A 26,587-nucleotide genomic window follows, 5' to 3' on the forward strand; every position below is an offset into this window, starting at 1 on the left:
AGCGGCCGGCCGGCGGGGGCGCCGCGCGGGAATCCGACGTCACCCTCGCCGCGGCACATTGATGTCGCATACGTGCCAGACCCGGTCCGTACGGCACTGCTGAACTCGGCAGCATGCCAGCACCCGCCACGTCACCTCCGTTCACCGAGACCTCCTCCGCCCGCCTCCGGCGGGGCGGCTGGCCGGCCGTCATCGCCGTGACGCTGGGGATCTTCTCCATCGTCACCACCGAGATCCTGCCGATCGGCCTGCTGACCCCCATCGGCGACACCTTCGGCATCTCGGACGGCACGTCCGGCCTGATGATGACCCTGCCCGGCCTGCTCGCCGCCGTCGCCGCACCGACCGTGACCGTCACCACCGGACGCGTCGACCGGCGCCACATGCTCTGCGCCCTGATGCTGCTGCTGGCTCTCGCGAACTTCCTCGCCGCGATCGCGCCCGGCTACTGGCTGATGATGGTCTCCCGGGTCCTCGTCGGACTCGTCATCGGTGCCTTCTGGTCCATCGGCGCGAGCCTGGCCTCCCGTCTGGTCCCCGAGGCCCAGGCCGGCCGGGCGACCGCCGTGATCTTCTCCGCGGTCCCGCTGGGCTCGGTGCTCGGGGTCCCCGCGGGCACCTTGCTCGGTCAACTGGCGGGCTGGCGCTCGGTGTTCGTGGCGATGGGCGTCCTGACCCTGGCGGTGCTCGGCGCGCTCGTGGTGTCCGTGCCGCCCCTGCCGCCGCAGCAGGTCACCCGGCTCACGGTGCTGCGCGAGCTGCTCGGTACCTCCCGCGTCCGGGTCGGCCTCCTCGCGACCTTCCTCATCGTGATGGCCCACTTCGGCACCTACACCTACGTCACGCCGTTCCTGGCGGACGTGACGCACGCGGGCCCGCGGCTCATCACCGTCTTCCTGCTCGCGTACGGCGCCGCGGGCATCGTCGGCAACTTCCTCGCGGGCGCGTGGGTGCGGCGCCGGCCGCGCGGCACGTTCGCGGTGGCCGCGTGCCTGCTCGCCGCCGCGACGCTGCTGCTGCCCGTGCTCGGTACGGGGAAGACCGGCGCGCTCGTGCTGCTCCTGGTCTGGGGCGCCGCGTACGGCGCGGTGCCGGTCTGCTCCCAGACGTGGTTCGTGACGGCGGCACCGCGCGCGCCCGAGGCGGCGTCCGTGCTGTTCACGTCGTCGTTCCAGGCGACGCTCTCGCTGGGCGCGCTGGCGGGCGGCGCGGTGGTGGACGCGGCGTCCACCACCGTGGTCATGACGCTCGGCGGGATCGTCGCGACCCTGGCGGTGGCGGCGGTGCTCAGGTCGCCGCGGCGGGCGCCCGGTCCGTCGCGAGCTTGACCGCCAGGGCGCCGAGCACCGTACCCATCACGTACCGCTGGACCCGCAGCCACGTCGGGCGGCGGGCCAGGAACACCGCGATGGTGCCTGCCGCCATGACGATGGCGAGGTTCACGACCAGGCTGATCGAGATCTGGACGCCGCCCAGGAGGAAGCCCTGCACCAGCGTGTGCCCGGCCGCCGGGTCGATGAACTGGGGGATGAGCGAGACGTACATGATGGCGACCTTCGGGTTCAGGAGGTTCGTCAACACCCCCATGGAGAACAGGCGTCGGGGCGAGTCGGGGGCCAACTCCTGGTGGGAGAAGACCGATACGCCGCCCGGCTTCAGCGCCTTCCAGGCCAGCCACGCCAGGTAGGCCGCCCCGGCCAGCTTCACGGCCACGTACAGCTGGGGGACCGCGAGGAAGACCAGGGACAGGCCCAGGTTGGCGGCCGTCAGATAGACGATGAAGCCGACGGCGACCCCGGCCAGCGAGATCGCTCCGGCCCGCCTGCCCTGGGTGATGCTCCGCGAGACGAGGTACATCATGTTGGGGCCCGGCGTGAGCACCATGCCCAGGGACACCACTGCGACGCCGAGTACCGCGTTCATTCCGATCATCCAGCAAGGATCGGACCCCTCCGCCGTCGAGCACCAGCGAAGAATTCTTCACACAACACGTAAGCACCGCTACATCGGCAGCACCGCTGCATCGGCGCGGGGTGCCGGTGCCCCGCGCCGACGCGGACGACGGATCAGCCGATGCGGTACGGGTCCCCGTACACCTTCCACTCCAGCGGAGTGTTCAGGTTGAGGTTGCCCTTCTTCAGGAACACCCGCTGTGCCGTGTCGACGCGGCTGGTGTCCTCGTGCGCCTCCTCCTGCCTCATCGCCCAGACGCGCGCGTCCAGGAAGGCGTTGAGGTACGTCACCTCGTCACCGCCCTGGGCCGGCGGCTTGGCCGAACGCAGCGCGCGCTTGCGGATGTTGCCGAAGCTGGTGCTGTCGCCGCCATTGCCGTGCATGACGATCGCGTCGTAGTACGCGAACTGCCCGAGGACGCCGATGCCGTCCGCCTTGCCCTGCTTGACGGACGGGTTGAAGTAGACGCGGTCCCGCTCGTCGTTCTGCGCCTTCTGGAACGCCGGGTCCTCGGCGGCCCGCTCCCAGTCGCGCGTGTAGTTGGGGTCGAGGCCCTCGTGGGAGTCGGTGCCGTCCACCTCGCGCAGCGCGGGCAGGTACTTGGCGAGGACGTTGCCCGGCTTGCGCTGGGTGTAGAGCTCGACGAGGTCGAGCATGTCGCCGGTGCCGGAACAGAAGCCGATGATCCCGGCGGTGTAGCCGCGGCCGTCGCCGATGTCCTCGCAGTAGCGGTAGTACTCCTTCCAGTTGAGGTCGGAGTTCTCGGCGCTGCACACGATCTTCATGGCGATCTCCTTCTTCGCCGGATCGTCGAGCCCGACCGCCTTCGCGGCCGGGGCCGCGCCCGCCGTCTGGGAGGCGATGACCGGTCCTGCGACGAGCGAGGCGCCGATGAAGGCGAGCAGAGTTCGGCGTGAGGTGTGGATGCGGGGCGTGGGGGCGCGATGGGGGGTGGGCACGGGACCTCCAAGGTGGGGGAGTTCGTCGATCCGATGACGCTTGGGCTCTTCCACGTACTGTTAGGAAGGTTTCCTACCAGAGTTCGAGGGTGACGTATACCCGTCAAGGGAGGGCGAGTTGATGATCTTGGAGACCGTGCCCCGCCGGTTATCGCGTCCCGGTCAGCCGTTCGCGCACCTGAACAGCGACTTTGTACGTGTCTCCGGTCGGCCGGACGGCGAGCTGCCCCGGGTCACGAATCCACCCGTCTTCGAGCGTGAACCAGTCGATGGCCTTCGGGGCCCGCCCTTCGTCGAGCGCCGCACGCAGCTCCTTGAAGTACGTTCCCCAGCGCAGCCGGTAGAGCCCGCCGACCAGTCCGGCCCACTCCCGGTTGGCGTAGTCGCGCAGCCCCGCGTCCGCCCCGGACCGCGTGCCCCACACGGTGAGCAGCGACAGCTGGTCGTACGCGAGCCGGTCCCGTTCGGTCGCGTCGGCGCCCCACGAGCGGGCGTCGGCGACCCAACGCCCCAGGAGGTGGCGGGAGTCGGTGGCCACCAGCTTGTCGAGCAGATCCATGTGTCCGAGCCAGGTCCGGGTCAGCTCGTCGAAGCGGGCCGTGTCCTTGTCGTCGTACGCCTTCTTGATGTCGGGGAGGAGCACCCGGCTGCGGTTGGAGAGGGCCTGGCGCGCCACGTCCAGGAGGTCGCGGCGGTAGGCGGAGGAGCGGCGCAACTCGCGGCGCACGTGCAGGAGTTCAATGAGGGCGGGTTCGAAATCCGCGGGCTCGTACCGCATCGCCTTCGGCGACCAGGCCGCCGCCGACTTCGCCGACAGGTCGGGCCGCGCGCCGAAGAGGCCGTCCGCGCCCTCGGACCACTCGTCGGCTCGGGTCGTGCCGTACGCGGTGCGGCGCAGGACGTCCCAGGCCGCCGCCGCGTGCGGGTCGGCGGCTCCGTAGCGGGAAACGGACCAGTCGGCGAACCAGGCGTCCAGGTCCAAGTCGCCTGTACGCCAGGCCAGTTCGGAGAAGAGCTCGAAGGCGGCCGGGTTGTTGTCGGCGGCCTCCGGCATCAGGGAGATGCCGCGCTGCGTGCTGCCCTCCTTGGTGCGCCACTTCTCGTAGAGTGCGGCCCAGTCGGGGGTGTTGGCGCCGAGGGCCGTGTGGCCGCCGAAGTTCCAGATCGAGCCGAAGGTGTACGGGGTCGCGTTCCAGTCGGCCTCGCGGTCGGTGACCTTCGGGAAGCGGTCGGAGAGGCCGTCGACCACCAGCATCATCGACTTGTCGACGGCGTCGACGATGGCCTCGGGAGGGTTGCTCTGCCAGCCGAGGATCACCCAGGTGGCGCCGGGATGCGCGGTCTGGAGGGCCTTCTCGACGGCCTTCGCCGCGTCCGGGACCGGGACGTCGCCCGGCTTACCGCCCTCGTGCAGGAGGTCCATCTTGTACATCGTCGAGGCGCCGAAAAGATCGTCCTGGGCGCGGTAGAAGGCGGCGGCCACCCGGCCGAAGTGCTCGGTGCGCGGATCGAGCCAGTCGGGCCGCGCGAAGCCGACCCAGTCGCCCTGCGGCACGGTCCTCGCGCCGGGATTCCTCGCCGTGAAGCCGGGCGGGACCGTGCCGAAGTAGCCGGGGAACACCGGCGTCATGCCGAGGTCCCGCAGCCGGTCGGCGATGCGACGGCCCAACGCGGCCCTTCGGTCGAGAAGTTGGCGCGAGACGGGGTACGGGAAGGCGGACATGTTCTGGAGCAGCCACCACGGCTGGTGCGCCGGGGCCGGGATCCACTCGCGCAACTCCTGGTCGGAGTAGCCGAACTCCTGGAACACGCGGTGGTAGAGCGCGTCGGCGCCGACGTACACGAGCACTTCGTTGTAGCCGTGCAGCGCGAGCACGTCGATCTCGCGCTCCCAGTACGACCAGTCGTGGTACGCCCCCGTGTAGCCGTCGTTCGTGTCGTTGAGCACGAAGCGGTGCGGGGCGTTGGCGCGGCCGGTGACCGGCTCGTCCAGGCCGGGCAGCCGGTCGGGCAGGTCCAGCTGGTCACCGGCCCAGGTGATGTTCGCGTGCGCGGTGTGCTTCAAGTAGTGGCGCAGGCCGGTCAGTTGAACGGCCGGGGTCGATCCGGTGACGGTGATGTTCCCGCGCCGCCCGGATATCCGGAAGGCGTCGTCGGGACCCGCGGTTCTGAACGTCAGCTGCTTCCAGTGCCGGGGCAGCAGCCGTCGGGCGGCCTTGACCGCGGGCGAGGCGGAGGCCGGGGCACCGTCGGCGGTGGAGCCGGAACAGGCGACGGCGGCGCCGGTCGTTCCGGCGAGTGCGGTGAGGAAGGTGCGGCGGGCCAGGGGCATGACGTAGGGATACCCTCCCGGGTCGGCGATGCTCGGGCGGGCGCCCGAGCGGTGCTGGACGGCGCACCACGATGAACCGCGCGCGGACCATGGTCAAGATGCCCTCGCGCGGCGGCCCTGCCCGTGCGCCGCGCCGCCGCACCGCCCGCGGCCCCGGTGCTAGCGTCGGCGGATGACCGCACCGCTGCCCGGCAGGCCGACCCGCGCCTCCACCACGGGCCGTCCCCTGATGGCCGCCCTCGACCTGTTCGGGCGGCGCTGGAGCCTGCGGATCGTCTGGGAGCTGCGCGCCGAGCCGCTGGGGTTCCGCGCGCTCCAGGAGCGGTGCGACGCGATGTCGTCCAGCGTGCTGCGCCAGCGCCTGACCGAACTGCTCGAAGCCGGCTTGGTGCGGCAACTGCCCGACAGCTCCTACGCCCTGACCGAGCTCGGGAGCGACGCCCACCAAGCCCTGCGCCCCCTGGACGCGTGGGCCGAGCGCTGGGCCACGGAGGTCAGCGCCGACTCGGCAGAGGGTCGGCGCTGAGCGCCTCCCGCATCTGCGAGACGGCGGCCTTCAGCGAGCCGAGCGGCCGGAGCAGCAGGGTCGCCTCCGTCAACTGACCCTGGGCGTCGACCTGTTGCACGAAGACGCCGTACGCGGCGGACTCCTCGCCGACGCTACAGGTGAAGGTCGTCACGCTGTGGTGCTCCTGCCCGCGCTTCTCGCCTTCCCCGCCTTCCCTGCCCTCCCCGTCCGCCCCGGGTCCGGAGAACTCCCGCAGCGGCTCGACCCCGTGCAGGCACTGCCCGATCTTCGTGAACAGGTGCGCCACGTCGTCCCGCCCGCCGTAGTCCGCGACAGGGCTGTGGAAGACGACGTCCCGCGCGAGCAGGAGCCGGGTCTGTCCGGGTGCGCCGGGTGCCAGTACGTCACGTACGTCGAGGCTCATCGGTCTCGCTCCTCCTGGCTCTGACTGCCGTCTGCCGACTGCTTCGGTTTCCGAAGCGCTGTCGCGAGCGTAGCCCGGACGCCGGGACTTTGTCCCACCCCCGTGGGCCGACATCCCGTCCGAGTCCGGCTCCATGTCCCGACGTCAGCGGCGGTCTATGCCCATAGATGAGCCCGCCGCCGCTGACTTACGTTCGATTGCAGATTCGGATCCATCCGGATTCCGTCCCCGACCCCATCCCGAGAAGGGCAGCAGATGAAGCGCGTGCACAGGACCGCGGTCAAGGCCGAGATAGTCCGCGAACCGGGAGCGAAGGAGACCACCCACCGGAAACTCATCGACACACCGGACGGCGCCGACCGCTTCGTCCTCACCGAATTCGAGGTCGCGCCGAACGGCTCCACTCCGCCGCACTACCACGAGTGGGAACACGAGATCTATGTGCTCGAAGGCTCGATGGGGCTCGTCATGCCCGAGCTCGGCAAGACCGAGGAAGTCGGCCCCGGCGACGCCATCTTCATCCCCCGCAACGAGCCCCACGGCTTCGTCACCGGCCCGGACCAGACCTGCCGGTTCCTGGTCGTCGCGCCCTGCGAGCGGCCCCCGGTACGGAACGTGTTCCTCTCCGAGGACCCCTACGAGTACACGCAGAACCCCGAGTACGTGAGCCTCCTGGGGGGCGGCAAGTGAGTGCACCGACGGCCGCGGCACCCAGCCGCGCCCTCGCTCCGTACGAGGACGCACCGGACCCCGGTCCGCTCCTCGCCCTGAACTTCGGCTTCGCCCGCGCCAGGGTGCTCGGCACGGCCCTGGAACTGGGCGTGTTCACCGGCCTCGTCCGGGGCCCGCGCGGCGCCCGGGGCCTCGCAGCCGAGCTGGGCTGCGACCCCGACGGGCTGCGCGCCCTGCTCGCCGCCCTGGAGGAGCTGGGCCTGGTCGCGGGCGGTGACGGCAGCGGCGAGGACAGCTGGGCGCTCACCGACGCCTCCCGGGCCTACCTGGTCGAGGGCGGCCGCGGCTACCTCGGCGAGCACTTCGCCGACGTACTCGCGGAGTGGGACCAGTGGACCGGCCTCACCGAACTGGTGCGGACCGGCGGGCACGGCGGCGGAGAGCTCGGCGCCCCCGAGAACCGGGACCTCTACCCGGGGATGTTCGCCGGGATCTTCCCGGTGGGGGTGCGCACCGCCTTCCGCGTGGTGCGGGAGCTCGCCCTGCCGGAGGCGGGCCGCGTCCTGGACTTCGCGTCGGGCGCCGGCGAGTGGGGCATCGCCCTGGCCGCCGCCGACCCGGAGGCACGCGTGGTGGCCCACGACGCCCCGGAGCTGCTCGGCGTCGCACGCGAGCGGGCGGCGGAGTTCGGCGTGGCGGAGCGGTTCCGCTTCGTCCCCGCCGACTTCACCAGGGACTACGCGGGCGACCTGCCCAAGGCGCCCTTCCCCGGCGGCTGTTTCGACACCGTCGTCCTCGCGCACCTGAGCCGCTTCGCGGGCCCGGACGCCACGGAGCGCCTCGTCCAGGAGTGCGCACGGCTGCTGCGACCCGGCGGCACCCTGCTGATGGTCGACGTCATGCGCCAGGAGCCGGGGCGGCCCGCCCTGCACCGTCCGATGATCGCGCTCAGCCTCCTGGTGAACACCGAGGCGGGCGGGGTCCAGGAGGAATCCGTGTACCGGGCGGTCATGGAGAAATACGGGGTGACGGCGAAGGAGTCCGTCACACCCGGCGTCATCACTGTTCTGACAGGAGAAAGGCGTTAGTGGTTCACGTGCGAGAAGTGGTGGTCACCGGGTTAGGAGTGGTCAGCCCGGCCGGAATAGGAACAGAAGCACTATGGGAAACGATCTCCGCGGGAAAGAGCGTCACGAAGCCCCTTTCCGACATCACGAGTTCGGCGCTCTTCGGAGACTTCGACTTCGTGTCGGACTCGATCGCTGAGGTCTCCGGATTCGAGGAGCAGATACCGGGCCTGCCGCCCGAGGTGCGACGGCTCGACCGGTACACGCAGTTCGCCGTGGCGGCCGCCTACCAGGCCGTACGGGACGCGGGGCTCACCCAGGGCACCTACGACCCCGTACGCGCCGGACTCTCGCTGTCCACGGCGGTCTGCGGCACCCCGAAGATGGAGGAGGAGTTCCTGCGGGTCACCGACGAGGGCCGGGGGCCCATCGACCCGGCCAAGGCGGGCCGCGACCTGTACCTCGCGTCCATGTCGAACACCCCGGGCACGATCCTCTCGGCGCTGCTCGGCATGCAGGGCCCGTGCGTGACCCTGTCGACGGGCTGCATCGGCGGCGTCGACGCGATCGGCCACGCCTACGAGGCGATCCGCCACGGGGAGGCGGACGTGATGATCGCGGGGGCCACAGAGGCGCCCATCACCCCGGTGACGGTGGCGTCCTTCGAGATCATCAACTGTCTCTCGCGCTCCCACGCCGACCGTCCCGAGGCCGCGTCCCGTCCGTACGACGCGGGCCGCGACGGCTTCGTGCTCGGCGAGGGCTGCGGCATCGTCGTCCTGGAGTCGCGCGAGCACGCGGAGCGCAGGGGGGCCGCGCCCTACCTGACGGTGGACGGCTTCTCGCACACCTCCAACGCGGCGCACATGACCGACCTGCTCTCCGACGGCGAGGACCTGACCCGCGCCATGACCCAGGCCGTGGCGGAGGCCGGCCTGCGTCCGCGGGACATCGACCACGTCAGCTCGCACGGCAGCTCGACCCCGCAGAACGACACCTGCGAGACCAGCGCCCTCAAGCTCGCCCTCGGCGAGCGCGCCCGGGAGATCCCGGTGAACTCGGCGAAGTCGATGGTCGGCCACGCGCTGGCCGCCGCGAGCGCCATGGAGATCGTGCTCTGCGCCCTCGCGGGCAAGCACTCCTTCGTCCACCCGACCGCCAACTACGAGAACCCGGACCCCACCTGCGACCTCGACTACGTACCGGGCGAGGGCCGCCCGTGGCACGGCAAGGCGATCCTCAAGGGCGCCAGCGGGTTCGCGGGGCTGCACGCCGCGCTCGTCACACGGGCCGTGCGGGAAGGAGCGCACCGATGAGCGTCGTCGTCACCGGGATCGGGGCGGTCACGCCCGCGGGCACCGGCATCGATCCCCTCTGGGACAGCGCACGCGCGGGCATCCCGCAGATCGCCGCCATCGACCGCTTCGACGCCTCGGAGTACGCCACGTCGGCGGCGGGCCAGGCGGACTTCGACGCCGGCGCAGAGCTGCCCTCCCGCTTCGTCAAGCGCACCGACCGCTTCACGCACCTGTCCGTGCACGCCGTACGGCAGGCGCTCGCCGACGCCCGCGTCACCGTGGGCGAAGAGGCGTCCGCCGAGCGCACCGGCGTCATGGTCGGCAACATCCTGGGCGGCTGGGAGTTCGCCGAGCGCGAGCTGCGCCACCTGTGGACCGACGGGCCGCGCGCGGTCAGCCCCTACCAGGCGACCGCCTGGTTCCCCGCCGCGCCGCAGGGCAACATCTGCATCGACCAGGGGATCAAGGGCCCGGCGCGCACGTTCGTCGCCGACCGGGCCAGCGGTGCGTACGCGTTGATCGGCGGGGCGGAGGCGCTCCTGCGCGACCGCGCCGACGTCGTGATCGCGGGCGGCGTGGAGGCGCCCCTTTCGCCGTACGGCTGGCTCTGCATGGAGACCAGCGGCCTCGGCGCCAAGTCCCGCGGCTCGCTCGGCCCGCACGAGTTGTACCGCCCGTTCGACGCGGGCCACGGCGGCAGCGTCTTCGGCGAGGGCGCGGTGTTCCTGGTCATGGAGCGGCGCGAGCACGCCGAGCGGCGCGGGGCGCGCATCCTGGGTGAACTGGCCGGCTGGGGCGTGACCACCGACGGCTACATGCCCTACTACACGGTCGAGCCGACCGGGCAGGTCCTCGGCCGCGCCATGCGGACCGCGACGCGGCGCGCCGGGATCTCCGGCGGTGACATCGGAGCGGTCTTCGCGCACGGCTCGGGCGTCCCGTTCGAGGACGTGACGGAGGGATACGCGCTGCACGAGGCGTTCGGCTCCGCCACCGCGCGCCAGCTTCCCGTCACCGCACCCAAGTCGGGCTTCGGCCACCTCCTGGGGGCGGCGGCGCCCGCCGACGCGGCGCTCGCGCTGCGGGCGATGCGCGACGGGGTGGTGCCGCCGACCGTGAACCTGGACCGGCAGGCCCCCGGGATCGACCTCGACCTGGTCGCGGGGCAGTCGCGCCCCGTGGCCGACTGCGAGCACACGCTGGTGGTCTCGCGCGGCCTGGGAGGTGTCAACGCATGTCTGTTGCTGAGGCGTTGACCTCCCAGGAAGTGCTTCCCCGGTCGGCCGGCATCCGCGCGGTGGGCATCGACATCGTCGACGTCGAGCGTCTTCGCGCCATGGTCGAGCGCCGTGGGCAGCGGATGGTCGAGCGGCTCTTCACGGTCAATGAGCAGGCCCAGTGCGAGGGCACGTCGCCCCGCCACCGGGCGTACTGCATGGCCGGTCGTGTCGCCGCCAAGGAGGCCGTGCGCAAAGCGCTCGGCGGCTACGGCGAAGGCCTGGGCTGGCGGGACGTCGAGATCGGCCGCGACGCGTCCGGCGCACCGGTGCCCCGCCTGACCGGCCGGGCCGACGAGGCGATGCGGCGTGCCGGATACAGCGGGCTGCACATGAGCATCTCGCACGAGGCGGGCGTGGCCGTGGCGATCGCGGTCGCCGACTGACCTTTCACCTCATCAAGACCGACCACCTGAATTACCCGAAGGAGTACGTGAGTTCCATGGACATCCGCGAGAACGTGGTCACCGTCATGCGCGGTGCCGGCTTCGAGAGCGAGGCGCTGACCGACGACCAGCGCCTGGCCGAGGACCTCGACATCGACTCGACCGAGCTGGTCGAGGTGATCGTCGCCCTGGAGCAGCACTTCGGCGTCAGCATCGACGCCGACGCCGAGGGGGGCTTTCGCACCTTCGGTGACCTCGTCGACTGTGTGGGGCGCCTGCTGTCGGCCGACGTCGCCGCGGTGGGGAGCTGAGACGATGCCCAGGATCGAGAACAGCGTCGTCATCGAGGCGGACGCACAGCGCGTCTTCGAGATCACGAACGACATCGGCCGCTGGCCCGACCTCTTCGACGAGTACAACCACGCCAAGGTGGTCTCGGAGGAGCGGGACGGCCGCTGGACCGAGATCCTCTTCGAGCTGACCAACCCCGAGGGCTCGACCTGGAGTTCCTGGCGGCTCCTGGACCACCGCGAGCTCACGGCGGTCGCCGAGCGGCGCGATCCGCTCTTCCCGTTCCGCTACATGCACCTCAAGTGGAGCTACCGGCAGGTGCCCGAGGGGACCCTCATGACCTGGGTCCAGGACTTCGAGGTCGACGACGCCTTCGATGTCCCGCTGCCGACCGTCGTGGAGCGCATGCAGCTGCACACCCGGCAGAACCAGGCGGGCATCAAGCGGAAGATCGAGTCCGGGGTCTGAGTTCTCCGTGCCCATCGCCATCACGGGGGTCATCGCGATGGACCACCTCATGACCTTCCCGGGCCGTTTTCCGGAGCGGTTGGTGGGGGACCGGCCGCACGTCGCGTCCCTCGCCTTCCTCGCCTCGCGGCTCGAGATGCGCCGGGGCGGCGCCGCGGCCAACGTCGCCTTCGGCCTCGGCCGGCTCGGTCTCGATCCGGTCCTGGTCGGCGCGGTCGGTTCCGACTTCGCCGACTACCAGGTGTGGCTCAAGCAGCACGGGGTCGACACCGAGTCCGTACTCGTCGTGCCGGGCGAGCACACCGCGCGGCACGTGTGCACGACCGACCTGGAGGGGGAGCGGGTCAGCACCTTCAGGCCGGGCGCCCTGTGGGCCTCCTCCACCCTCTCGCTGCGTTCCGTCGCGGCGAGCACGGGCGGCCTCGGCCTGGTGGTGGTCGAGCCGGGCGATCCGGCCGCGATGCTCCGGCACACCGAGGAGTGCCGCGCACTGGGGCTGCCGTTCGTGGCCCACCCTTCGTGGCAGATCGAAGGGATGGGCCGCGCGGACATCAAGCACCTGATATCCGGGGCGAGTTGCCTCATCACCAATGAGGGCGAGTCGGAGCGGCTGAGGGAGGCCACCGGCTGGAGCGGCCCGCGCGTCCTCGAACGGGTCGGGGCGTGGGTGACCACGCTCGGCGCCGCCGGGGCGCGCATCGAGCGTCCCGGCCGTGAGCCCTGCCTCGTCCCCGCCCTCGGCTCGGTCACCGTGGCCGAGCCGAGCGGGGCGGGAGACGCGTTCCGGGCGGGCCTCGTCGCCGGGATCATCCAGGGAGCGCCGCCCGAACGAGCCGCCCAACTGGGCTGCGCACTGGCCTCGTTCGCCCTGGAGACGACCGGCACACAGGAGTACGCGATGGACGTACGCCGCCTCCTCGACCGGGTCAGAGAGGCGTACGGCCATACGGCGGCGGCCGCGATCCGCCGCCTGCTCACCTACGCCGCGTGAGGCGTGCCGCATCAGGCGTGAGTGAAGACCGACGTCCCGTCACCGACAGAGAAAGAGTCAGGAGCATCCGATCCATGTACGTAGACCTGAGCATCCCCATCAGCCGCCGGGCGCCCGGCGTGGAGTTCGAGCAGTGGCTCCACCGCGACGGCATCCGCCACCTCTCGCGCAGGATCAGGGCGCTGCCGGGGGACAGTCGCAAGGACCGGCGGCGCAACTACTGGCGCTGGCTGACCGGCGCCCGCCGGCTGCGCGCACGCGATCTGCCCGACGGCTGCTTCCTCTCCAACGAGTTCTACCGGATGTCCGTCCACCAGGGCACGCACGTGGACGCGCCCTTCCACTACGGCCCCGAGTGCGCGGGAGAGCCCGCGAAGAAGGTCCTCGACCTGCCGCTGGAGTGGTTCTGCGGGCCCGGCGTCGTCCTGGACGTACGGGAGTGCGGGGGGAGTGTCACGGCGTCCGACGTCAAGGAGGCGCTGCACGCGGCCGGTTCGGAGGCCGGGCCGGGGACGGTGGTGCTCTTCCGCACCGACTCGGACCTGCGCCTGGGCACCCCCGCGTACTACACGCGGTCCACCGCGATCACGCCCGAGGCCGTCGACCATCTGCTGGACCTGGGCGTGAAGGTGCTCGGTACGGACTGCTGGAGTTTCGACGGCCCCGCCCGCGCGATGGTGGAGTCCTTCTACGGGACGCGCGACCCCGCCGCTCTCTGGCCCACGCATCTTCATGGCAGGAAGCGGGAGTTCATACAGATTGAGGGCCTTGCCCGGTTGCGGGATCTCCCGCAGCGCGGCGCGTTCACCTTCATGGCCTTCCCCATCGCGCTCGCGGATGCGGGCGCGGCATGGTGCAGGGCGGTTGCCGAAGTTTCGGAACGAGTATCGGATCGAGTACCGGAACGAGTGCAGGAACCGATTTGAACGGGTCAATTGCTCGGGCAATTGAGACGCGTTCCGTTGCGCTGTCAGGGAGATGGCCGTCCAGTGCGTCACGGGTCCGTCACGAGTCCTCCTTGGCGACCCAGGGAGCGTTTCGCGTACAGGACGGTCTGTACACGGTTGGGGGTGCCCAATTTGGCGTAGATACGGCTCAGATAGTTGCGCACGGTCTTAGGCCGAATGCCCAGCGCGGTGGCGATGCACTCGGTCTCGCGCTCGTCGGCGATCAGGGACAGGATCTGCCGCTCGCGCTCGGTCAGCGTCGACAGGGCCGTGTCGTCGCCGCGGTGGCGGCCCGACATGAGCTGCAGGATCGGCCCCGCGGTGGCCGCGGTGAACGCGGCGCCGTCGCGGTGCACGGCGAGGAGCGTGCCCCGCAGCTCGTCCGCGTCGATGCTACGGGAGAGGTACGCGTTGGCGCCGGCCACGAAGGCCTCGCGCATATAGACCGGCTGCTGGTTGGAGGAGAGGATGACGATGCGCACGTGCCCGGACTCCCGGCGAATGGCCCGGATCGCGTCCACGCCGCCCGTTCCGGGCACGCCGAGTCCCATCACGACGATCTGTGGGCGGCGCCTGCGTAAGTGCTCGACCGCCGCTGCGGCGTCATGGGCGATGGACACCACTGAGAATTCCGTAAACCCGTCGAGAAGCTTTCGGAAACCTTCGAGCACGAGTTGTTCGCTGTCGACGAGCAGGACCTTTATCGATGACATTGATCTCCCCCTGGGTTCCGCATTCACGACTGTGAAAGATCAGAACATGGGGGCATCAAGTGATGTTCTCCTTGCCCCCGTTGGCTGATTTTCATCGTCGACGAATTATCTGCCTGATCCGATGCTACACCACCTTCACAAATCCCCTTCCGGTAAATAATCAATAGTGAGGTCGACGTCACGCGGCGATTTATCGGAGTCACAGATTCCTTTCGCGTGCTGATCGGAATTCGCTTGAAATCTTTATGGAAACGCGGGATGGGGGGGCGGCGTGGCACCGCCTCGGTGGCACCCCCGAGGCGGTGTGGCCGCAGTGCGCCTCCAGTCATCGGAGCGATGGCGGGCGATCGTGCCAACATCGGCCCTGTCGAGGTCAGTTGGACGCATTGACATCCGATGTATTCGACCCTACGTTCCCGAGCGACCCGTCAACCTCAGGGAGCCGCCCCCATGCGCACCCAGTTCAGCCGCACCCGGCGAAGAGTCGCCGGGATCGCCCTGCTCCTCGCCTCGGCCCTCGCCGCGACCGCCGTCCCCGCCGCGGTCGCGGCACCGACGGAACCCCCGGCCGCCGCCGCCCCCGAGGCTCCGGGCCCGGGCACCGACCACGCCACCGACGACCCCTTCACCGCGGACCGCACCAACTGGTTCCGGCAGGACCGCTTCGGCATGTTCATCCACTTCGGCACGTACTCCAACCTCGAGGGCGAGTACAAGAAGGCCGACGGCTCCGTCTGCCGCGACGCCGAGTGGATCCAGCGCCAGTGCGACATCCCGAAGGCGGAGTACGAGAAGCAGGCCGCCACGTTCAACCCGGCCGAGTTCGACGCCAAGGCCGTGGTCAAGGCGGCCAAGGACGCCGGAATGCGCTACATCGTCATCACCTCGAAGCACCACGAGGGATACGCGATGTGGCCCACGAAGGTCAACGACTGGAACCTGCGCGACCACTCCTCCTTCGACAAGAAGCGCGACATCCTGGCCGAACTGAAGAAGGCCTCGGACGACGCGGGCATCAAGCTCGGCTTCTACTACTCGATCTGGGACTGGCACGACCCGGACTTCCCGGACCCGGCGACCTTCCCCCGGTACGAGAAGCGGATGCGCGCCCAGCTCAAGGAGCTGGTCGACACCTACGATCCGGCGCTGCTGTGGTTCGACGGCGAGTGGGACACGGACAAGCCCAACAACCCCTGGACGGCGAGGGACGGCGAGAAGCTGGAGGCCTACCTCCGCGACCTCGACCCGGACCTGATCATCAACAACCGCGTCGGCAAGCGCCGCGTGGTCGACGGGGACTACGGCACCCCCGAGCAGGAGATCCCCGGCGCCCCGGTCGACGGCCAGCTCTGGGAATCGTGCATGACCCTCAACGGCCACTGGGGCTTCGCGCGCTACGACACCGACTGGAAGTCGTCGTCCACCCTGGTCCGCAACCTCCTCTCCACGACCTCCCGCAGCGGCAACTACCTCCTGAACGTCGGCCCCGACGCCCGAGGACGCGTCCCGCAGCCCTCCGTCGACCGCCTGAAGCAGATGGGCGACTGGCTGCGCACGGCGGGTCAGGGCAAGGCGGTGTTCGGCGCCCGCTACGGCGGACTCGTCGAGGAGCCGTCCTGGGGCTCGGTCAGCCGCAAGGGCGACAAGCTCTACGCGGCCGTCACCCAGTGGCCCGCGTCCGGCGCCGCCCTGCACCTGAAGGCGCGTACGGACTTCGACGTCACGGCGGCGCGAGTGCTGGGCAGCGACCAGAAGGTGACGGCCACCAAGGCCGGTGACGGCATCGACGTGAAGCCGTCCGGAGCCGCGACCAACGACACGGCGACGGTCGTCGAGCTGACGGTGGACGCAGGGCCGACGGCCCGCCCCGACCACGGCAAGGGCCTGAAGCAGGAGATCTTCGACAACGCCGTTCTGAGCGGCACCCCGAAGATCACCCGCACCGACCGCACCCTCAACCACGCCTGGAAGTACGAGGGTTCACCGGCGGCGAGCATCCCCTCCGACAAGTTCAGCATCCGCTGGACCGGCACACTGGAGCCGCGCCGCTCGGAGACGTACACCCTGACGACCGTGTCGGACGACATGGCGCGGGTGTGGATCGACGGCAAGCTGGTCATCGACTCCTGGTCGCCGCACGAGCCGAGGATCGACAAGGGCCAGGTCGCCCTCACCGCGGGCAAGCGGCACTCGATCAAGGTCGAGTACGCGGAGCAGACGGGCGAGGCGCACATGAAGCTGCTCTGGTCCAGCCCCGGCCAGGAGCAGCAGATCGTGCCGGCGACGCAGTTGTCCGCGCGCTGAGCGGACCCACGGTCCTCCGCCGCCGCGCGCGTCGGGCCCCAAGTCCCGCGGAATGCGGGACTTGGGGCCCGCGTGGTGAGGACCAATGGCGGGCATTTTCCGCTCTCCGGAATTGGGAGTGTTGATCGTCGCCCAGCAGGGCATACGACCAAATGTCGATGTACCGGCCACCCAGGTCGGGCCGTCGGTGCACGCCCATCGCCGACCGAGAGAGTGACTGCCCCGTGAGCGCCCCCGAAGCACCCGAAACACCGGCACCCGCTCCGGAGGCCCTGGCCCGGCACCGCGCGCTCTTCCGTGCGATCCACCGCCGCAAGAACCCGCGCCTGCGTCAGTCGGACATCACCGTCACCGAAGAGGCCCAGGTCAAGCGCGCGGTGAAGGCGACCGCGCTGGGCAATGCCATGGAGTGGTACGACTTCGGCGTCTACGCCTACCTCGCGGTGATCATCGGCAAGGAGTTCTTCCCCTCCGGCAACGACACCGCGCAGACCCTCTCCTCGCTCGCCACCTTCGCCGCCGCCTTCCTGGTGCGTCCCATCGGCGGCATGTTCTTCGGGCCGCTCGGCGACCGGGTCGGCCGCAAGAAGATCCTCGCGCTGACCATGATCATGATGTCGACGGCGACCCTGGCGATCGGCCTGATCCCCAGCTACACCAGCATCGGCGTCTGGGCCCCCATCCTCCTCGTCCTGTGCCGCATGGTGCAGGGCTTCTCCACGGGCGGCGAGTACGGCGGCGCGGCGACCTTCATCGCCGAGTACGCGCCCGACAAGCGCCGCGGGTTCTGGGGCTCCTTCCTGGAGTTCGGCACCCTGATCGGCTACACCGTCGCCGCGGTCCTCGTCACCTCCCTCACCCTGTGGCTCAGCGACGACGCCATGCAGTCCTGGGGCTGGCGCATCCCGTTCCTGGTGGCGGCGCCGCTCGGTCTCATCGGCCTCTACCTGCGGCTGAAGCTCGACGAGTCGCCCGCCTTCCAGAAGATGGCGGAGGCGGAGAGCGGACCGGCCGCCGAACGCCAGAAGAAGTCCTTCAAGGACTCCTTCTTCGGCCAGTGGCGCGCGATGCTGCTCTGCATCGCGCTGGTGGCCGCGTTCAACATCACCGACTACATGCTGCTGTCCTACATGCCGACGTACCTGACGCAGCTCGGCTTCGGCGAGACCGGCGGCCTGATGTCCATCGTGCTCGTCATGCTGATCCTGATGGCGCTCATCAACTCCGTCGGCCGCCTCTCCGACCACATCGGCCGCAAGCCGGTCCTGATGGCGGGCTCGGTGGGCTTCTTCGTCCTGGCCCTTCCGGCCTTCCTGCTCATCAAGCAGGGCGGCACGGTCGCGGTCTTCACCGGCCTGCTCATCCTCGGCCTGGCCCTGGTCTGCTACTTGGGCGCCATGTCGTCGTCGCTGCCGGCCCTCTTCCCCACGGACGTCCGCTACGGCTCGCTGTCCATCGGCTTCAACATCTCGGTCTCGCTCTTCGGCGGTACGACCCCGCTGGTGGTCGCGGCGCTGATCGGCGCGACCGGCAACGACCTGATGCCCGCGTTCTACACGATGCTGGCGGGCCTGGTCGGCATCATCGCGGTGGCCGCGATGAAGGAGACGGCCCGCAAGCCCCTGGAGGGTTCCCCGCCGTCGGTCGCGACGGACGAGGAGGCCCGGGAACTGGTGGCGGCGCAGCGGCCCTGACCCCTCAACCGCGCCCGCCCTCCAGGGTGCTGATGGCCTCGGTCAGCCACTTCTTCTCCTCCGTGCCGGTGGCGCGGGCGATCCGGAGCATGCCCTGGCGGAAGAGGTCGGGCGCCTCCTCCGCCGACACCGGCTTCCCGTCGCGGTAGAAGAAGCTCGCCGGTGTGTCCAGGAAGACCTGGCGGCGGCGGAGCACGGCGGCCTGCTCGGCCGGGTCGGGGAGGTGGCGCAGGAACGCGAGCAGGGTGAAGAAGCGCTGCCCGTCGGTGATGTCGGCGTCCTTGGGGTCCCGCAGGCGGGCAAGGAGTTCGGTGCGTCCGGCCTCGGTGAGGGAGAGGATCCGACGGGGCGCCGCGCTCCTGCCCGGCTCGGTGCGCTGCTCGACCAGGCCCGCCTTCACCAGGCGGGTGATCGCCGGATAGAGCGCGCCGTCGCTCACGGGGCGGATGTGACCGCTGAGGCCCTGGATACGGGTCTTGAGGTCGTAGCCGTGCAGGGGCTCCTCGCGGAGGAAGCCCAGGATCGACAGCTCCAGCATGTGAGTTGAGCCCCTTCGTCGCGCGTTCCTGAGCGGCGCACCCTTGCGTAACCTCGCGCACCCTTGTCCACCCCGTGCGGTTGATGCTATCTCTTTCCGCTGTACCTCGAATCGAGGTACAGCGGAAAGAGGGGGGATGGGCCATGGGTCCGTCATCAGGATCAGGATCAGGATCAGGATCAGGAAAGGCATCGCCATCGGCAGAGCACCGGCGGCGACTTGTCTCGCTCGCGTACCCGGTCTACTTCGAGCTGCTCGCCGGAGTCACGGCCGGGATCATCAACATGGTCTGGGTGGCGCGCCTGGGCGGGGACGCGGTCGCCGCGGTGGCCGTCGCCACGAACGTCGAGAACCTGCTGCTCGGCGTCATCCTCATGGCCGGTTCCGGTACGACGGTCCTGGTCGCACGGGCCCGGGGAGCGCGGGACCGGGCCGCGGTGCGGTCGGCGGTGCGCGGCGGCTGGGCCCTGTGGGTGCTGATCACGCCGGTCGTGGCCGTCGGCGGCTACCTGTGCAGGGAGCCGCTGGCCCGGCTGGTCCTAGGCGGGGAGAGCGACGCGCTGGCCCTCACGACCGGCTACTTCGCGATCGCGCTGCCGGGCATGGCCGTGTACTTCGCCACGAACGTCGTCGACGGCATCCTCAAGGGCGCGGGCGACACCCGCACCCCGATGCGGCTCGCCCTGCTGGCCAACGGCCTGATCCTCGTCCTGGATCCACTCTTCATCGTGGGCTTCGGACTCGGTGTGCGCGGGGCGGCGATCGCCACGGTCCTCGGCCGGGCGGCCGCGTTGCTCTGCGGTCTCGTCGCGCTGCACCGCAACGCGCTGCTGCGGGCAGCGCGCCGCGAAGGGGGCGAGAGGCGGCTGGGCGCCGACGCGCGCAGGACGGCGGCCACCGGTCTGCCGATGTCGGCCGACTTCGTCGTACGGATGGCGGGCGCGCTCGCGCTGGTGGCGGTCGTCGCCAGGATCGGCGTCGGGGAGGTCGCCGCGTACGGCATCGCGACCAAGGCGATGTATCTGGCGACCATGGCCTTCTACTCCGTACGCCAGGCCGCCGCCATCCACACCGCCCACCTGCTGGGCACCGGCCGCGACGAGCGGCGGGCCGTCGGGTGCCAGGCCCTGCTCATCGCCGGGGCGCTGGGCCTGGCGGCCGCGCTGCTGCTGCTCGCCGCCGGTCCGTGGATCATGCGGGGCTTCGGCGCCGAGGGCGAGGTGGCCGACGCGGGGGCGCTCTATCTGCGTTGCCTTGGGCCGTACTTGGTGCTGCTCGCCTGCTTCATCGCGCTGGGCGGCGTCTTCGAGGGCAGCGGCGGCAGCCCGGCCCTCGCCCGCATCACGGCGTGCGGGGTGGCGGTCCAACTTGCGCTCGCCCACGCCCTGTTGGGCCTGGGGCTGCCCGGCGTCTGCCTGGCCATGGCGGGGTCCATGGCCCTGCAGTGCCTTGCGGTCGCCCGCCTCTACCGGCGTGCGGGGCGGGCGGATCCGCTACGCCCCGCACGCCGGAAGAGGCGGGCGGGCGGCTCCGGCATCAGCCGCACAGACGGCGCCGGGGTCAGTCGCAGAGACGGTGCATGGTGACGGCGCCGCCCGCGTTCTCGTCGTCCGTGCCGAGGGCCGCGACGCGGGAGCCGGGCACGCAGTGCAGCGCCTCGATCTTGTGGCCCTTGAACTTCGTCAGGAGCTCGGGCGTCTTGTCGACGGACAGCCGCACCCTCCCCGCTGAGGTGACGGACACCCTGCCCGCGTCGCTCACGGCGGAGTCGAACGGCCCGTCGTCACCGGCGTCGGAGGCGGAACTGACCAGCAGGCGCCCCGACCTGGTCACCTCCATGTCCGATGCGTGGCGGACGTCCCCCTTCGGGTACGGCGCTCGGAACGTCGCCGTCTTCACCGCGCCGAACTTCGACTCACCGTAGGAATTGATCGAGAACGGCGCCGCGTACAGCGTCGCGGGACGGTCCTTGCCCTCGCCCCGGTCCGCCCAGACCGCCACCGTCTTCCCGTGCCGCGACGTCAGCGTGAAGCTCTCGAAGTCGTCGCCCGTGCCGATCGCGGGCAGCGGCGCGATGTCCAGGACCCGCACGGCCTCCCCGGCGTCGGTCAGCTCGAGGTGGTAGGCGAGCCCCCGGCTGGCCACGGCCACGTACTCGTCGGACGTCCCCGGCACCGCGTCGAGCGCCTCCAGGTCGACGGGCTCGGCACCGCCCAGCCAGGTCAGCGGCGTGGCCACGGCCGCCTGGCCGTGGCGGTAGGTGACCTCGGCGACGCGGTTCTCGCCGGGCCGCTTGTTGTCGCGTACGACGAGGGCGTGCAGATTGCCACCCGAACGGTAGGTGACGGCGAGGCCGCTGATGCCGGACTTCACGTCGCTCCCGACCTGCTGCCACGGGGCTGCCTTCGGCTGTGCCGTGGACAGGCCGGTGCCGAGCGCCACGGCAACTCCCGCGCCGATGGCGGTCATTGCGGTCAGAAGGGTCTTACGCATGGTCAGGGACCTCTCGCTCGGTGCGCGACGCGCGTAGATTCACGGCTGGCCGGACCGTAGTGGCCCGGCCGCCGTGAGGCAAGTGCAGTACCTGGACTGGTCTAACACGCGGTTCGCGCCTCTAGCGGGCGGTGCGCGCGGCCACGGGTTCCGGGTGCTCCTGCTCTCGCTCCTGCTCTCGCTCCTGCTCCATCTCGGGGGCGGCGGCGCTGTCGGAAGCGGTCGTCCCGCGCTCCGGCCGCAGCAGCGTCGCCGCGAGGGCGAAGCCCGCCGCCGCGATGCCCGTGGCCACCGAGAAGGCGAGGCGGTAGCCGTCCGCCGTGGCCGCCACGGTCTGCCCGCCGTCCGCGAGCACACCCTCCGTACGGCTCGCCGCCAGCGTGGTCAGGACGGCGAGACCCAGGGAACCGCCCACCACCTGCGTGGTGTTGAAGAGCCCGGAGGCCAGGCCTGCGTCCTCCTCGCGCGCCCCGGCCATCGCCAGCCCCGTCACCGCGGGCATCGCGGCGGCGAACCCGGCGCCGAGCAGCAGCATGGCGGGGAGCACATCCACGACGTACGAACCGTCCGCGGGCAGGCGGCCGAGGAGAGCGAGGCCGACCGTGATGAGGGCAAGCCCCGCGAGCACCGAACGGTAGGGGCCGAAGCGGCCGATCAGCCGGGCGGACAGGCCCACCATCAGGACGCCGATGACGATCGGTGCGGGCAGGAAGGCGAAGCCCGTCTTCAACTCGCCGTAACCCAGGACCCGTTGGAAGTAGAGCGCGCCGATGTACTGGAAGCCGAACATGCCGGCGATCATCAGGATCTGCACGACGTTGGCGCCGGTCAGCGTGCGGGAGCGGAAGACGCGCAGGCGCAGCAGCGGGCGGGCCGCGCGGGTCTGGCGGACGGCGAAGGCGGCGTACAGGGCGAGGGAGAGCGCGGCGAGCGCGACCGTGGCGGGCGTCCCGTGCTCGGCGGAGCCCACGATCGTGTAGACGGTGAGCATCAGCGCGCCGGTGATGAGCGCCGCGCCCGGGTAGTCCGCGCCTCCGGCGAGGCCCGTGCCGCGGTCGTTCGCCAGGACGCGGACCGCGGCGACGAGCGCGACGGCCCCGATCGGCAGGTTGATCAGGAAGATCCAGTGCCAGTTGAGGGCCTCGGTGAGCGCGCCGCCAAGGAACGTGCCGAGCGCGCCGCCCGCCGCGCCGACCGCGCTGAACACCGCGATGGCCTTGGCCTGTTCGCGCGGCTCGGGGAAGAGCGCCACCAGCATGCCGAGGACGACCGCCGATGTCATCGCCCCGCCGACACCCTGCACGGCGCGTGCCGCGATCAGCAGGCCCTGGTCGGTGGCGACTCCGCACAGCACGGACGCCGCGGTGAACACGGCGAGACCCGAGACGAACATCCGCTTGCGGCCGATGAGATCGCCGAGCCGGCCCGCGAGGAGGAGCAGGCCGCCGAACGCGATGAGGTAGGAGTTCACGACCCAGGCGAGGCCCGGCGCCGAGAATCCGAGGTCGTTCTGGATGGCGGGCATCGCGACGGTCACGATGTTGCCGTCGATGATCGTCATCAGGAGGCCCGAGGACAGAACGGCGAGCGATGCCCGGCGGGAGCGCGGTGCGAGGGTTCGATCCTTGACATCGGACACGATGGGAACCTCCATGAGCTGCATAGGTGCACGACTTGTAACGGGGCTCATCGTGCGTGACCATGGAGTCCGGGAGAAGGAGGAACTTCGATGTCCCAAGGGAACACCGGTGTAACGGCGCAGGTGGTGAACGCGCAGGCGTGCCCGCTGCGGGAAGTTCTTGACAGGGTGGTGGGAAAATGGAGCATCCCGATCCTGGTCGCCGCGGCCCACGGCCCCATCCGCTTCACGGAGTTGGAGCGCAGCATCGAGGGCATCAGCCGCCGCATGCTGACGCTGACGCTGCGGAACCTGGAGCGCGACGGTCTGCTCACGCGCACGGTGTACCCGACGGTGCCACCGAAGGTCGAGTACGACCTGACGCCGGTCGCCCAGGAGTTGCACGGCACGCTGCTGACCCTGACGGGGTGGGCGGAGCGGCACCGGGTGACGATCGCGCAGTCGCGTGCGGACTATGACGAGAAGCGGGGGCTGGTCGACGCCTAGCCCCCGCCGCTCCGTGTGCGCGGGGTGCGCGGGGCCGGTTACGGCTTGCGGGCCACAGCTCCGTAGGCGTCGACCGGCGTCGCGTCCTCGGATTCGGGGCGCCACCGGGTGACTTGGGAGACGCCGGGCTCCACCAGCTCCAGGCCGTCGAAGAAGCCGCCGATCTCCTCGACGCTGCGTACGTGATAGGGGATCGCGCCGCTCTTGTTGTACGCGTCCGACGCCGCGATCATGCCCTGGCTGGTGGCGGTGCTGTCGCTGATCACCAGGTAGCTGCCGGACGGCAGGCCCGCCATGAGCTGCGACACCAGGTCGCGTGCCTGCTGGTAATCGCCCACGTGGCCCAGGGTGTTGAGGATCATCAGGGCGACGGGCCGCGAGAGATCCAGGGTCTCGCTCGCGGACTTCAGGATCGCCTTGGGGTCGTAGAGGTCGGCGTCGATGTACGCGGTGACGCCCTCGGGCGTGCTGGTGAGCAGCGCGCGGGCATGGGCCAGGACGAGCGGGTCGTTGTCGACGTACACGATGCGGGAGTCCGGGGCGACGCGCTGGGCGACCTCGTGCGTGTTGTCGGCGGTCGGCAGGCCGGTGCCGATGTCCAGGAACTGGCGGACGCCCTGCTCCGTCGCCAGATGGCGGACCGCGCGGCCCAGGAACTGCCGGCTCAGCCGCGCCACGTCGACGAGACCGGGGTGGATCCCCTTGATGTGGTCGCCGAGTTCACGGTCCTTCTCGTAGTTGTCCTTGCCGCCCACGAAGTAGTTCCAGAACCGCGCGGAGTGCGGCGTGCTGGTGTCGATGCGCGCGCGTATCTCCGCGGCGGCTTCGGCTTGGGGGTCGCGGTCCGACACGAGAGGGCCTCCGGTGGGTGAGCGGGCCTGCTTGCTGCCTGTTGGAACGATCAACCACCAATCTAGCCGTCAGAGGCCGATCACGGTCGGGTCGTCGGCCATCGCGCGGAAGTACTCGCGCGGATCGCCCACCATCTGCCGTGCGTTGAGGTCCAGGAGGCCACCGATGGAGTGCACCTCGGCGGCCTTGGTGCCGTCCGTCTTGCGGATCAACTGCTCGATGCGGAACGTCTTGCGCTCACCCCACACGAACTCGCAGGTCACCTCCACCTCGTCGCCCGCGCGCAGTTCGCTGAAGTAGCGGATGGTGTTCTCCAGGGCGACGGGGCCCACCCCCTTGGCGAGCAGACCGGCCTGCTCGATGCCCGCGGCGCGCAGCACCGACCAGCGGGCGTGCTCGGCGTACTGCAGGTAGACGGCCTGGTTGAGGTGGCCCTGCGAGTCCGTCTCGTACCCACGGACACCGATGCTCACGTAGAACTGCTCCGACACGACATTCCCTTCAACGGTTCGACATGGTCACTTCTTCAGCGCCGCGTGCGCCTAGCCCCTGCGGGGCGAGGCAAGCAGGTAGCGCACGCCGTGCGGCCGCTCGGCGTGTTCGCCGACCTGCCATCCCGCGGCCTCCAGCGCGGTCGCGCACGCCCGCAGCCGGTCCGGCGCCGCCTCGCGCACGGCGACGGCCTCGGGCTGCGGGGTCTCGCCCACCCGATACCCCTCGGGCCCCGGCGGGCAGCCCGCCGCCTCCAGGGCCAGCGCGGCGGCCTGCACCAGATGCGTCCGCTCCCAGGAGCAGGGGCGGTCCCGCGCACCGTCCGGATTGGTCATGCGGCGCATCTCCAGGAGGCCTTCCCAGGCGCTGCGCACGTCACGGGCGCGGGCCGGGCCTTCGGCACCGGGCGGCGGTGCGGGCTCGGTGCCCGTGCGGGCGGCGAAGAGGCCGGAGGGGGCGGGGGCGACCGGGGGAGGGGCGGGGGCATCGGCAGCGGGGCCGAGCTCGGTGCCCTCCCGTATCCGATGACCCGTGGGCGTCAGGAAGTAGGCGTGTGGCGGCCGGGGGTGCCGGAAGGCGAGGCGGTGGCGCACGAGTCCCGCCAGCTGTGTCTCGCTCCCGGTGAGACGGCCCGTCGCCGGGTCGGCGGCCTCGATGATCCGCCGCTGAGCGGCCGTCACAGGCTTCGTCATGAGCCCACCTCTTCCCCAGGTCCTCTTCCGCCTGGTTCCGATAGTGCCTCGTGCCACTGACAACGGCCGCGGGACCTCGGCTGTCGGCGGCCCGCCGGCTCAGCGAACGGTTCCCGCGGCGAGGTCGACGACCTTCTCGGCGACGAGTTCCAGCGTGCGCCGGTCGTCGTCGGCGGTGCCGCGCTCGGCGGGCGTACCGGGGTAGGTGTCGAGCAGGACGTCCGTGGCGCCGAGCTCGGCCAGCGCCTCCAGGTCGGCGCGGAGCTGGTCGACGCTGCCGTGGCCGAGGGGGCGTTCCGCCGTGTCGGGCTGCGGTGCGAGCCGGAGCTGGAGGCGGGGCACGAGGTCCGGCGCGGGGCGCCCGGCGGCCTCGGCCTCGGCGGCGATCCGGGGCAGTGCCGTGCGCACGGCGTCGAGCGTCGGCATGAACGGGTGCCAGCCCTCGCCGAGGCGGGCCGCGCGGCGCTGGGCCGCGGGGGAGTTGCCGCCGACCCAGACGGGCAGGGGCGTCGCCGGGGCGGGGGCGTTGCGGATGTCCTCGTACGCGGCGTACCGGCCCTGGAAGGAGGTCGTCTCCGCACGCCACGCGGCGCGGATCGCGGTGAGGTACTCGTCCGTGATGGCGCCGCGCTCCTCGAAGGGGACGCCCAGCGCCTCGTACTCGGCGCGGGACCAGCCGACACCGGCGCCGAGGATGAAGCCCGCTTCGTTCAGCTGGTCGATGTTGGCGGCCAGGCGGGCCGTCTGGAGCGGGTGGCGGTAGGGGATCACGGTGATCGTCGTGCCGAGCCGCAGCCCCGGTACGCGGCCGGCGAGATGCGCGGCGAGCACGAACTGGTCGTAGAACGGGGCCGGATAGACCGCGTGCACGTCGGGGGTGACCGTTATGTGGTCGGAGATCATCGCAAGGCCGAACCCGAGGTCACGGGCGTCGGTCGCCTGACGGACGAGGGAGTCGGGGGTGGTGCCGGAGCCGAAGTTGAGGAGGTTCACGCCGTATCGCATGGCGGCAAGTCTTGATGATCTTGGGGGTGCGTGTCGAACCGGCCCTCGCACCGCGCGACGGCCGCACCGCGCGACGGCCCCACCGCCCCATGACCGCCACCGGGCC

General features: G+C 70.9%; 27 protein-coding genes. 15 read left to right on the top strand and 12 right to left on the bottom strand.

What is annotated here, in order from left to right:
• Positions 1–113 precede the first annotated feature (113 nt).
• Positions 114–1,328, top strand: a complete 1,215-nt coding sequence (locus ACIGXX_RS06540; protein ID WP_351158789.1) for an MFS transporter — start codon at positions 114–116, stop codon at positions 1,326–1,328.
• Here ACIGXX_RS06540 and ACIGXX_RS06545 read toward each other — a convergent pair.
• The 3 genes from ACIGXX_RS06545 to ACIGXX_RS06555 all read right to left on the bottom strand — a co-directional run bounded on the left by ACIGXX_RS06545 (position 1,288) and on the right by ACIGXX_RS06555 (position 5,244).
• Positions 1,288–1,932 carry a LysE family translocator gene (locus ACIGXX_RS06545; protein WP_351158791.1) on the bottom strand — a complete coding sequence of 215 codons (645 nt, stop codon included), beginning with the start codon at positions 1,930–1,932 and terminating at the stop codon, positions 1,288–1,290. The genes ACIGXX_RS06540 and ACIGXX_RS06545 overlap by 41 nt on opposite strands.
• Before the next feature lie 134 nt (positions 1,933–2,066).
• Positions 2,067–2,912 (bottom strand): chitosanase, encoded by an 846-nt coding sequence (locus ACIGXX_RS06550; RefSeq protein WP_351158793.1) that lies wholly within the window; start codon positions 2,910–2,912, stop codon positions 2,067–2,069.
• 148 nt (positions 2,913–3,060) lie between these two features.
• Positions 3,061–5,244 (bottom strand): alpha-N-acetylglucosaminidase, encoded by a 2,184-nt coding sequence (locus ACIGXX_RS06555; protein ID WP_399973305.1) that lies wholly within the window; start codon positions 5,242–5,244, stop codon positions 3,061–3,063.
• 172 nt (positions 5,245–5,416) lie between these two features.
• Between ACIGXX_RS06555 and ACIGXX_RS06560 the strand changes: the two genes are divergently transcribed.
• Positions 5,417–5,770, top strand: coding sequence for a helix-turn-helix domain-containing protein (locus ACIGXX_RS06560; RefSeq protein ID WP_351158798.1), 354 nt, complete (start codon positions 5,417–5,419; stop codon positions 5,768–5,770).
• Here the strand turns inward: ACIGXX_RS06560 and ACIGXX_RS06565 are convergent.
• Positions 5,739–6,176: a hypothetical protein gene (locus ACIGXX_RS06565; RefSeq protein ID WP_399973309.1), complete on the bottom strand. Its 438-nt coding sequence runs from the start codon at positions 6,174–6,176 to the stop codon at positions 5,739–5,741. The genes ACIGXX_RS06560 and ACIGXX_RS06565 overlap by 32 nt on opposite strands.
• A 255-nt stretch (positions 6,177–6,431) precedes the next feature.
• On the opposite strand from ACIGXX_RS06565, the gene ACIGXX_RS06570 reads away from it, so the two are divergent.
• From ACIGXX_RS06570 to ACIGXX_RS06610, 9 genes are all read left to right on the top strand, one after another.
• Positions 6,432–6,866: a cupin domain-containing protein gene (locus ACIGXX_RS06570; protein ID WP_351158803.1), complete on the top strand. Its 435-nt coding sequence runs from the start codon at positions 6,432–6,434 to the stop codon at positions 6,864–6,866.
• Entirely contained in the window at positions 6,863–7,936 is a 1,074-nt protein-coding gene (locus tag ACIGXX_RS06575; RefSeq protein WP_399973312.1) for a methyltransferase domain-containing protein, read from the top strand. Before ACIGXX_RS06570 ends, ACIGXX_RS06575 begins: the two co-directional genes overlap by 4 nt.
• A 20-nt stretch (positions 7,937–7,956) precedes the next feature.
• Positions 7,957–9,231, top strand: a complete 1,275-nt coding sequence (locus ACIGXX_RS06580) for a beta-ketoacyl-[acyl-carrier-protein] synthase family protein (RefSeq protein ID WP_383817921.1) — start codon at positions 7,957–7,959, stop codon at positions 9,229–9,231.
• Positions 9,228–10,469 carry a beta-ketoacyl-[acyl-carrier-protein] synthase family protein gene (locus ACIGXX_RS06585; RefSeq protein WP_383817456.1) on the top strand — a complete coding sequence of 414 codons (1,242 nt, stop codon included), beginning with the start codon at positions 9,228–9,230 and terminating at the stop codon, positions 10,467–10,469. The genes ACIGXX_RS06580 and ACIGXX_RS06585 overlap by 4 nt, the downstream gene beginning before the upstream one ends.
• The gene (gene acpS / locus ACIGXX_RS06590; RefSeq protein ID WP_361462164.1) at positions 10,448–10,876 is read left to right on the top strand and encodes a holo-ACP synthase; all 429 of its coding nucleotides are present in this window, start codon (positions 10,448–10,450) and stop codon (positions 10,874–10,876) included. Before ACIGXX_RS06585 ends, acpS begins: the two co-directional genes overlap by 22 nt.
• Positions 10,877–10,932: 56 nt before the next feature.
• Positions 10,933–11,187 carry an acyl carrier protein gene (locus tag ACIGXX_RS06595; RefSeq protein ID WP_399974331.1) on the top strand — a complete coding sequence of 85 codons (255 nt, stop codon included), beginning with the start codon at positions 10,933–10,935 and terminating at the stop codon, positions 11,185–11,187.
• A 4-nt stretch (positions 11,188–11,191) separates the two neighbouring features.
• The gene (locus tag ACIGXX_RS06600) at positions 11,192–11,635 is read left to right on the top strand and encodes an SRPBCC family protein (RefSeq protein WP_351158812.1); all 444 of its coding nucleotides are present in this window, start codon (positions 11,192–11,194) and stop codon (positions 11,633–11,635) included.
• 7 nt (positions 11,636–11,642) lie between these two features.
• The gene (locus ACIGXX_RS06605; protein ID WP_351158815.1) at positions 11,643–12,626 is read left to right on the top strand and encodes a carbohydrate kinase family protein; all 984 of its coding nucleotides are present in this window, start codon (positions 11,643–11,645) and stop codon (positions 12,624–12,626) included.
• Positions 12,627–12,700: 74 nt separating this feature from the next.
• On the top strand, positions 12,701–13,552 hold the full coding sequence (locus ACIGXX_RS06610; protein ID WP_361462155.1) for a cyclase family protein: 852 nt from the start codon (positions 12,701–12,703) through the stop codon (positions 13,550–13,552).
• A 68-nt stretch (positions 13,553–13,620) separates the two neighbouring features.
• Here ACIGXX_RS06610 and ACIGXX_RS06615 read toward each other — a convergent pair whose 3' ends face one another.
• Positions 13,621–14,286 (bottom strand): response regulator transcription factor, encoded by a 666-nt coding sequence (locus ACIGXX_RS06615; protein WP_351158820.1) that lies wholly within the window; start codon positions 14,284–14,286, stop codon positions 13,621–13,623.
• A gap of 450 nt (positions 14,287–14,736) precedes the next feature.
• Between ACIGXX_RS06615 and ACIGXX_RS06620 the strand changes: the two genes are divergently transcribed.
• Both ACIGXX_RS06620 and proP read left to right on the top strand, forming a co-directional pair.
• Positions 14,737–16,590 carry an alpha-L-fucosidase gene (locus tag ACIGXX_RS06620; RefSeq protein ID WP_399973320.1) on the top strand — a complete coding sequence of 618 codons (1,854 nt, stop codon included), beginning with the start codon at positions 14,737–14,739 and terminating at the stop codon, positions 16,588–16,590.
• 224 nt (positions 16,591–16,814) lie between these two features.
• Positions 16,815–18,284 (top strand): glycine betaine/L-proline transporter ProP, encoded by a 1,470-nt coding sequence (gene proP / locus ACIGXX_RS06625; RefSeq protein WP_399973323.1) that lies wholly within the window; start codon positions 16,815–16,817, stop codon positions 18,282–18,284.
• 4 nt (positions 18,285–18,288) lie between these two features.
• On the opposite strand, the gene ACIGXX_RS06630 is transcribed toward proP, so the two are convergent.
• The gene (locus ACIGXX_RS06630) at positions 18,289–18,822 is read right to left on the bottom strand and encodes a PadR family transcriptional regulator (protein WP_351158827.1); all 534 of its coding nucleotides are present in this window, start codon (positions 18,820–18,822) and stop codon (positions 18,289–18,291) included.
• Positions 18,823–18,965: 143 nt separating this feature from the next.
• Here ACIGXX_RS06630 and ACIGXX_RS06635 point away from each other — a divergent pair, with 143 nt between their 5' ends.
• On the top strand, positions 18,966–20,408 hold the full coding sequence (locus ACIGXX_RS06635) for an MATE family efflux transporter (RefSeq protein WP_399973327.1): 1,443 nt from the start codon (positions 18,966–18,968) through the stop codon (positions 20,406–20,408).
• Here ACIGXX_RS06635 and ACIGXX_RS06640 read toward each other — a convergent pair.
• The gene (locus ACIGXX_RS06640) at positions 20,383–21,315 is read right to left on the bottom strand and encodes a hypothetical protein (RefSeq protein WP_351158829.1); all 933 of its coding nucleotides are present in this window, start codon (positions 21,313–21,315) and stop codon (positions 20,383–20,385) included. The genes ACIGXX_RS06635 and ACIGXX_RS06640 overlap by 26 nt on opposite strands.
• 121 nt (positions 21,316–21,436) lie before the next feature.
• Positions 21,437–22,969: an MFS transporter gene (locus ACIGXX_RS06645; protein WP_399973331.1), complete on the bottom strand. Its 1,533-nt coding sequence runs from the start codon at positions 22,967–22,969 to the stop codon at positions 21,437–21,439.
• Positions 22,970–23,044: 75 nt separating this feature from the next.
• Between ACIGXX_RS06645 and ACIGXX_RS06650 the strand changes: the two genes are divergently transcribed.
• Positions 23,045–23,440, top strand: coding sequence for a helix-turn-helix domain-containing protein (locus ACIGXX_RS06650; protein WP_351158834.1), 396 nt, complete (start codon positions 23,045–23,047; stop codon positions 23,438–23,440).
• A 38-nt stretch (positions 23,441–23,478) separates the two neighbouring features.
• Here the strand turns inward: ACIGXX_RS06650 and ACIGXX_RS06655 are convergent, their stop codons facing one another.
• From ACIGXX_RS06655 to ACIGXX_RS06670, 4 genes are all read right to left on the bottom strand, one after another.
• On the bottom strand, positions 23,479–24,291 hold the full coding sequence (locus ACIGXX_RS06655) for an SAM-dependent methyltransferase (protein WP_351158836.1): 813 nt from the start codon (positions 24,289–24,291) through the stop codon (positions 23,479–23,481).
• A gap of 69 nt (positions 24,292–24,360) precedes the next feature.
• Positions 24,361–24,783, bottom strand: coding sequence for an acyl-CoA thioesterase (locus ACIGXX_RS06660; protein WP_399973337.1), 423 nt, complete (start codon positions 24,781–24,783; stop codon positions 24,361–24,363).
• A 51-nt stretch (positions 24,784–24,834) separates the two neighbouring features.
• Positions 24,835–25,476: a hypothetical protein gene (locus ACIGXX_RS06665; RefSeq protein ID WP_399973340.1), complete on the bottom strand. Its 642-nt coding sequence runs from the start codon at positions 25,474–25,476 to the stop codon at positions 24,835–24,837.
• Between the two features lie 99 nt (positions 25,477–25,575).
• Positions 25,576–26,481: a TIGR03619 family F420-dependent LLM class oxidoreductase gene (locus ACIGXX_RS06670; protein WP_351158844.1), complete on the bottom strand. Its 906-nt coding sequence runs from the start codon at positions 26,479–26,481 to the stop codon at positions 25,576–25,578.
• Positions 26,482–26,587 lie beyond the last annotated feature (106 nt).

It is taken from the genome of Streptomyces sp. NPDC055243, assembly GCF_044544025.1.
Taxonomy (GTDB): domain Bacteria; phylum Actinomycetota; class Actinomycetes; order Streptomycetales; family Streptomycetaceae; genus Streptomyces.

Bases quoted from the DNA above. Each gene is read 5' to 3' on its own strand.
- ACIGXX_RS06540 (WP_351158789.1), top strand. From the start codon at position 114: ATGCCAGCACCCGCCACGTCACCTCCGTTCACCGAGACCTCCTCCGCC.
- ACIGXX_RS06545 (WP_351158791.1), bottom strand. From the start codon at position 1,932: ATGATCGGAATGAACGCGGTACTCGGCGTCGCAGTGGTGTCCCTGGGC.
- ACIGXX_RS06555 (WP_399973305.1), bottom strand. From the start codon at position 5,244: ATGCCCCTGGCCCGCCGCACCTTCCTCACCGCACTCGCCGGAACGACC.
- ACIGXX_RS06560 (WP_351158798.1), top strand. From the start codon at position 5,417: ATGACCGCACCGCTGCCCGGCAGGCCGACCCGCGCCTCCACCACGGGC.
- ACIGXX_RS06565 (WP_399973309.1), bottom strand. From the start codon at position 6,176: ATGAGCCTCGACGTACGTGACGTACTGGCACCCGGCGCACCCGGACAG.
- ACIGXX_RS06570 (WP_351158803.1), top strand. From the start codon at position 6,432: ATGAAGCGCGTGCACAGGACCGCGGTCAAGGCCGAGATAGTCCGCGAA.
- ACIGXX_RS06585 (WP_383817456.1), top strand. From the start codon at position 9,228: ATGAGCGTCGTCGTCACCGGGATCGGGGCGGTCACGCCCGCGGGCACC.
- acpS (WP_361462164.1), top strand. From the start codon at position 10,448: ATGTCTGTTGCTGAGGCGTTGACCTCCCAGGAAGTGCTTCCCCGGTCG.
- ACIGXX_RS06595 (WP_399974331.1), top strand. From the start codon at position 10,933: ATGGACATCCGCGAGAACGTGGTCACCGTCATGCGCGGTGCCGGCTTC.
- ACIGXX_RS06600 (WP_351158812.1), top strand. From the start codon at position 11,192: ATGCCCAGGATCGAGAACAGCGTCGTCATCGAGGCGGACGCACAGCGC.
- ACIGXX_RS06610 (WP_361462155.1), top strand. From the start codon at position 12,701: ATGTACGTAGACCTGAGCATCCCCATCAGCCGCCGGGCGCCCGGCGTG.
- ACIGXX_RS06615 (WP_351158820.1), bottom strand. From the start codon at position 14,286: ATGTCATCGATAAAGGTCCTGCTCGTCGACAGCGAACAACTCGTGCTC.
- ACIGXX_RS06620 (WP_399973320.1), top strand. From the start codon at position 14,737: ATGCGCACCCAGTTCAGCCGCACCCGGCGAAGAGTCGCCGGGATCGCC.
- ACIGXX_RS06630 (WP_351158827.1), bottom strand. From the start codon at position 18,822: ATGCTGGAGCTGTCGATCCTGGGCTTCCTCCGCGAGGAGCCCCTGCAC.
- ACIGXX_RS06635 (WP_399973327.1), top strand. From the start codon at position 18,966: ATGGGTCCGTCATCAGGATCAGGATCAGGATCAGGATCAGGAAAGGCA.
- ACIGXX_RS06640 (WP_351158829.1), bottom strand. From the start codon at position 21,315: ATGCGTAAGACCCTTCTGACCGCAATGACCGCCATCGGCGCGGGAGTT.
- ACIGXX_RS06645 (WP_399973331.1), bottom strand. From the start codon at position 22,969: ATGGAGGTTCCCATCGTGTCCGATGTCAAGGATCGAACCCTCGCACCG.
- ACIGXX_RS06650 (WP_351158834.1), top strand. From the start codon at position 23,045: ATGTCCCAAGGGAACACCGGTGTAACGGCGCAGGTGGTGAACGCGCAG.
- ACIGXX_RS06665 (WP_399973340.1), bottom strand. From the start codon at position 25,476: ATGACGAAGCCTGTGACGGCCGCTCAGCGGCGGATCATCGAGGCCGCC.
- ACIGXX_RS06670 (WP_351158844.1), bottom strand. From the start codon at position 26,481: ATGCGATACGGCGTGAACCTCCTCAACTTCGGCTCCGGCACCACCCCC.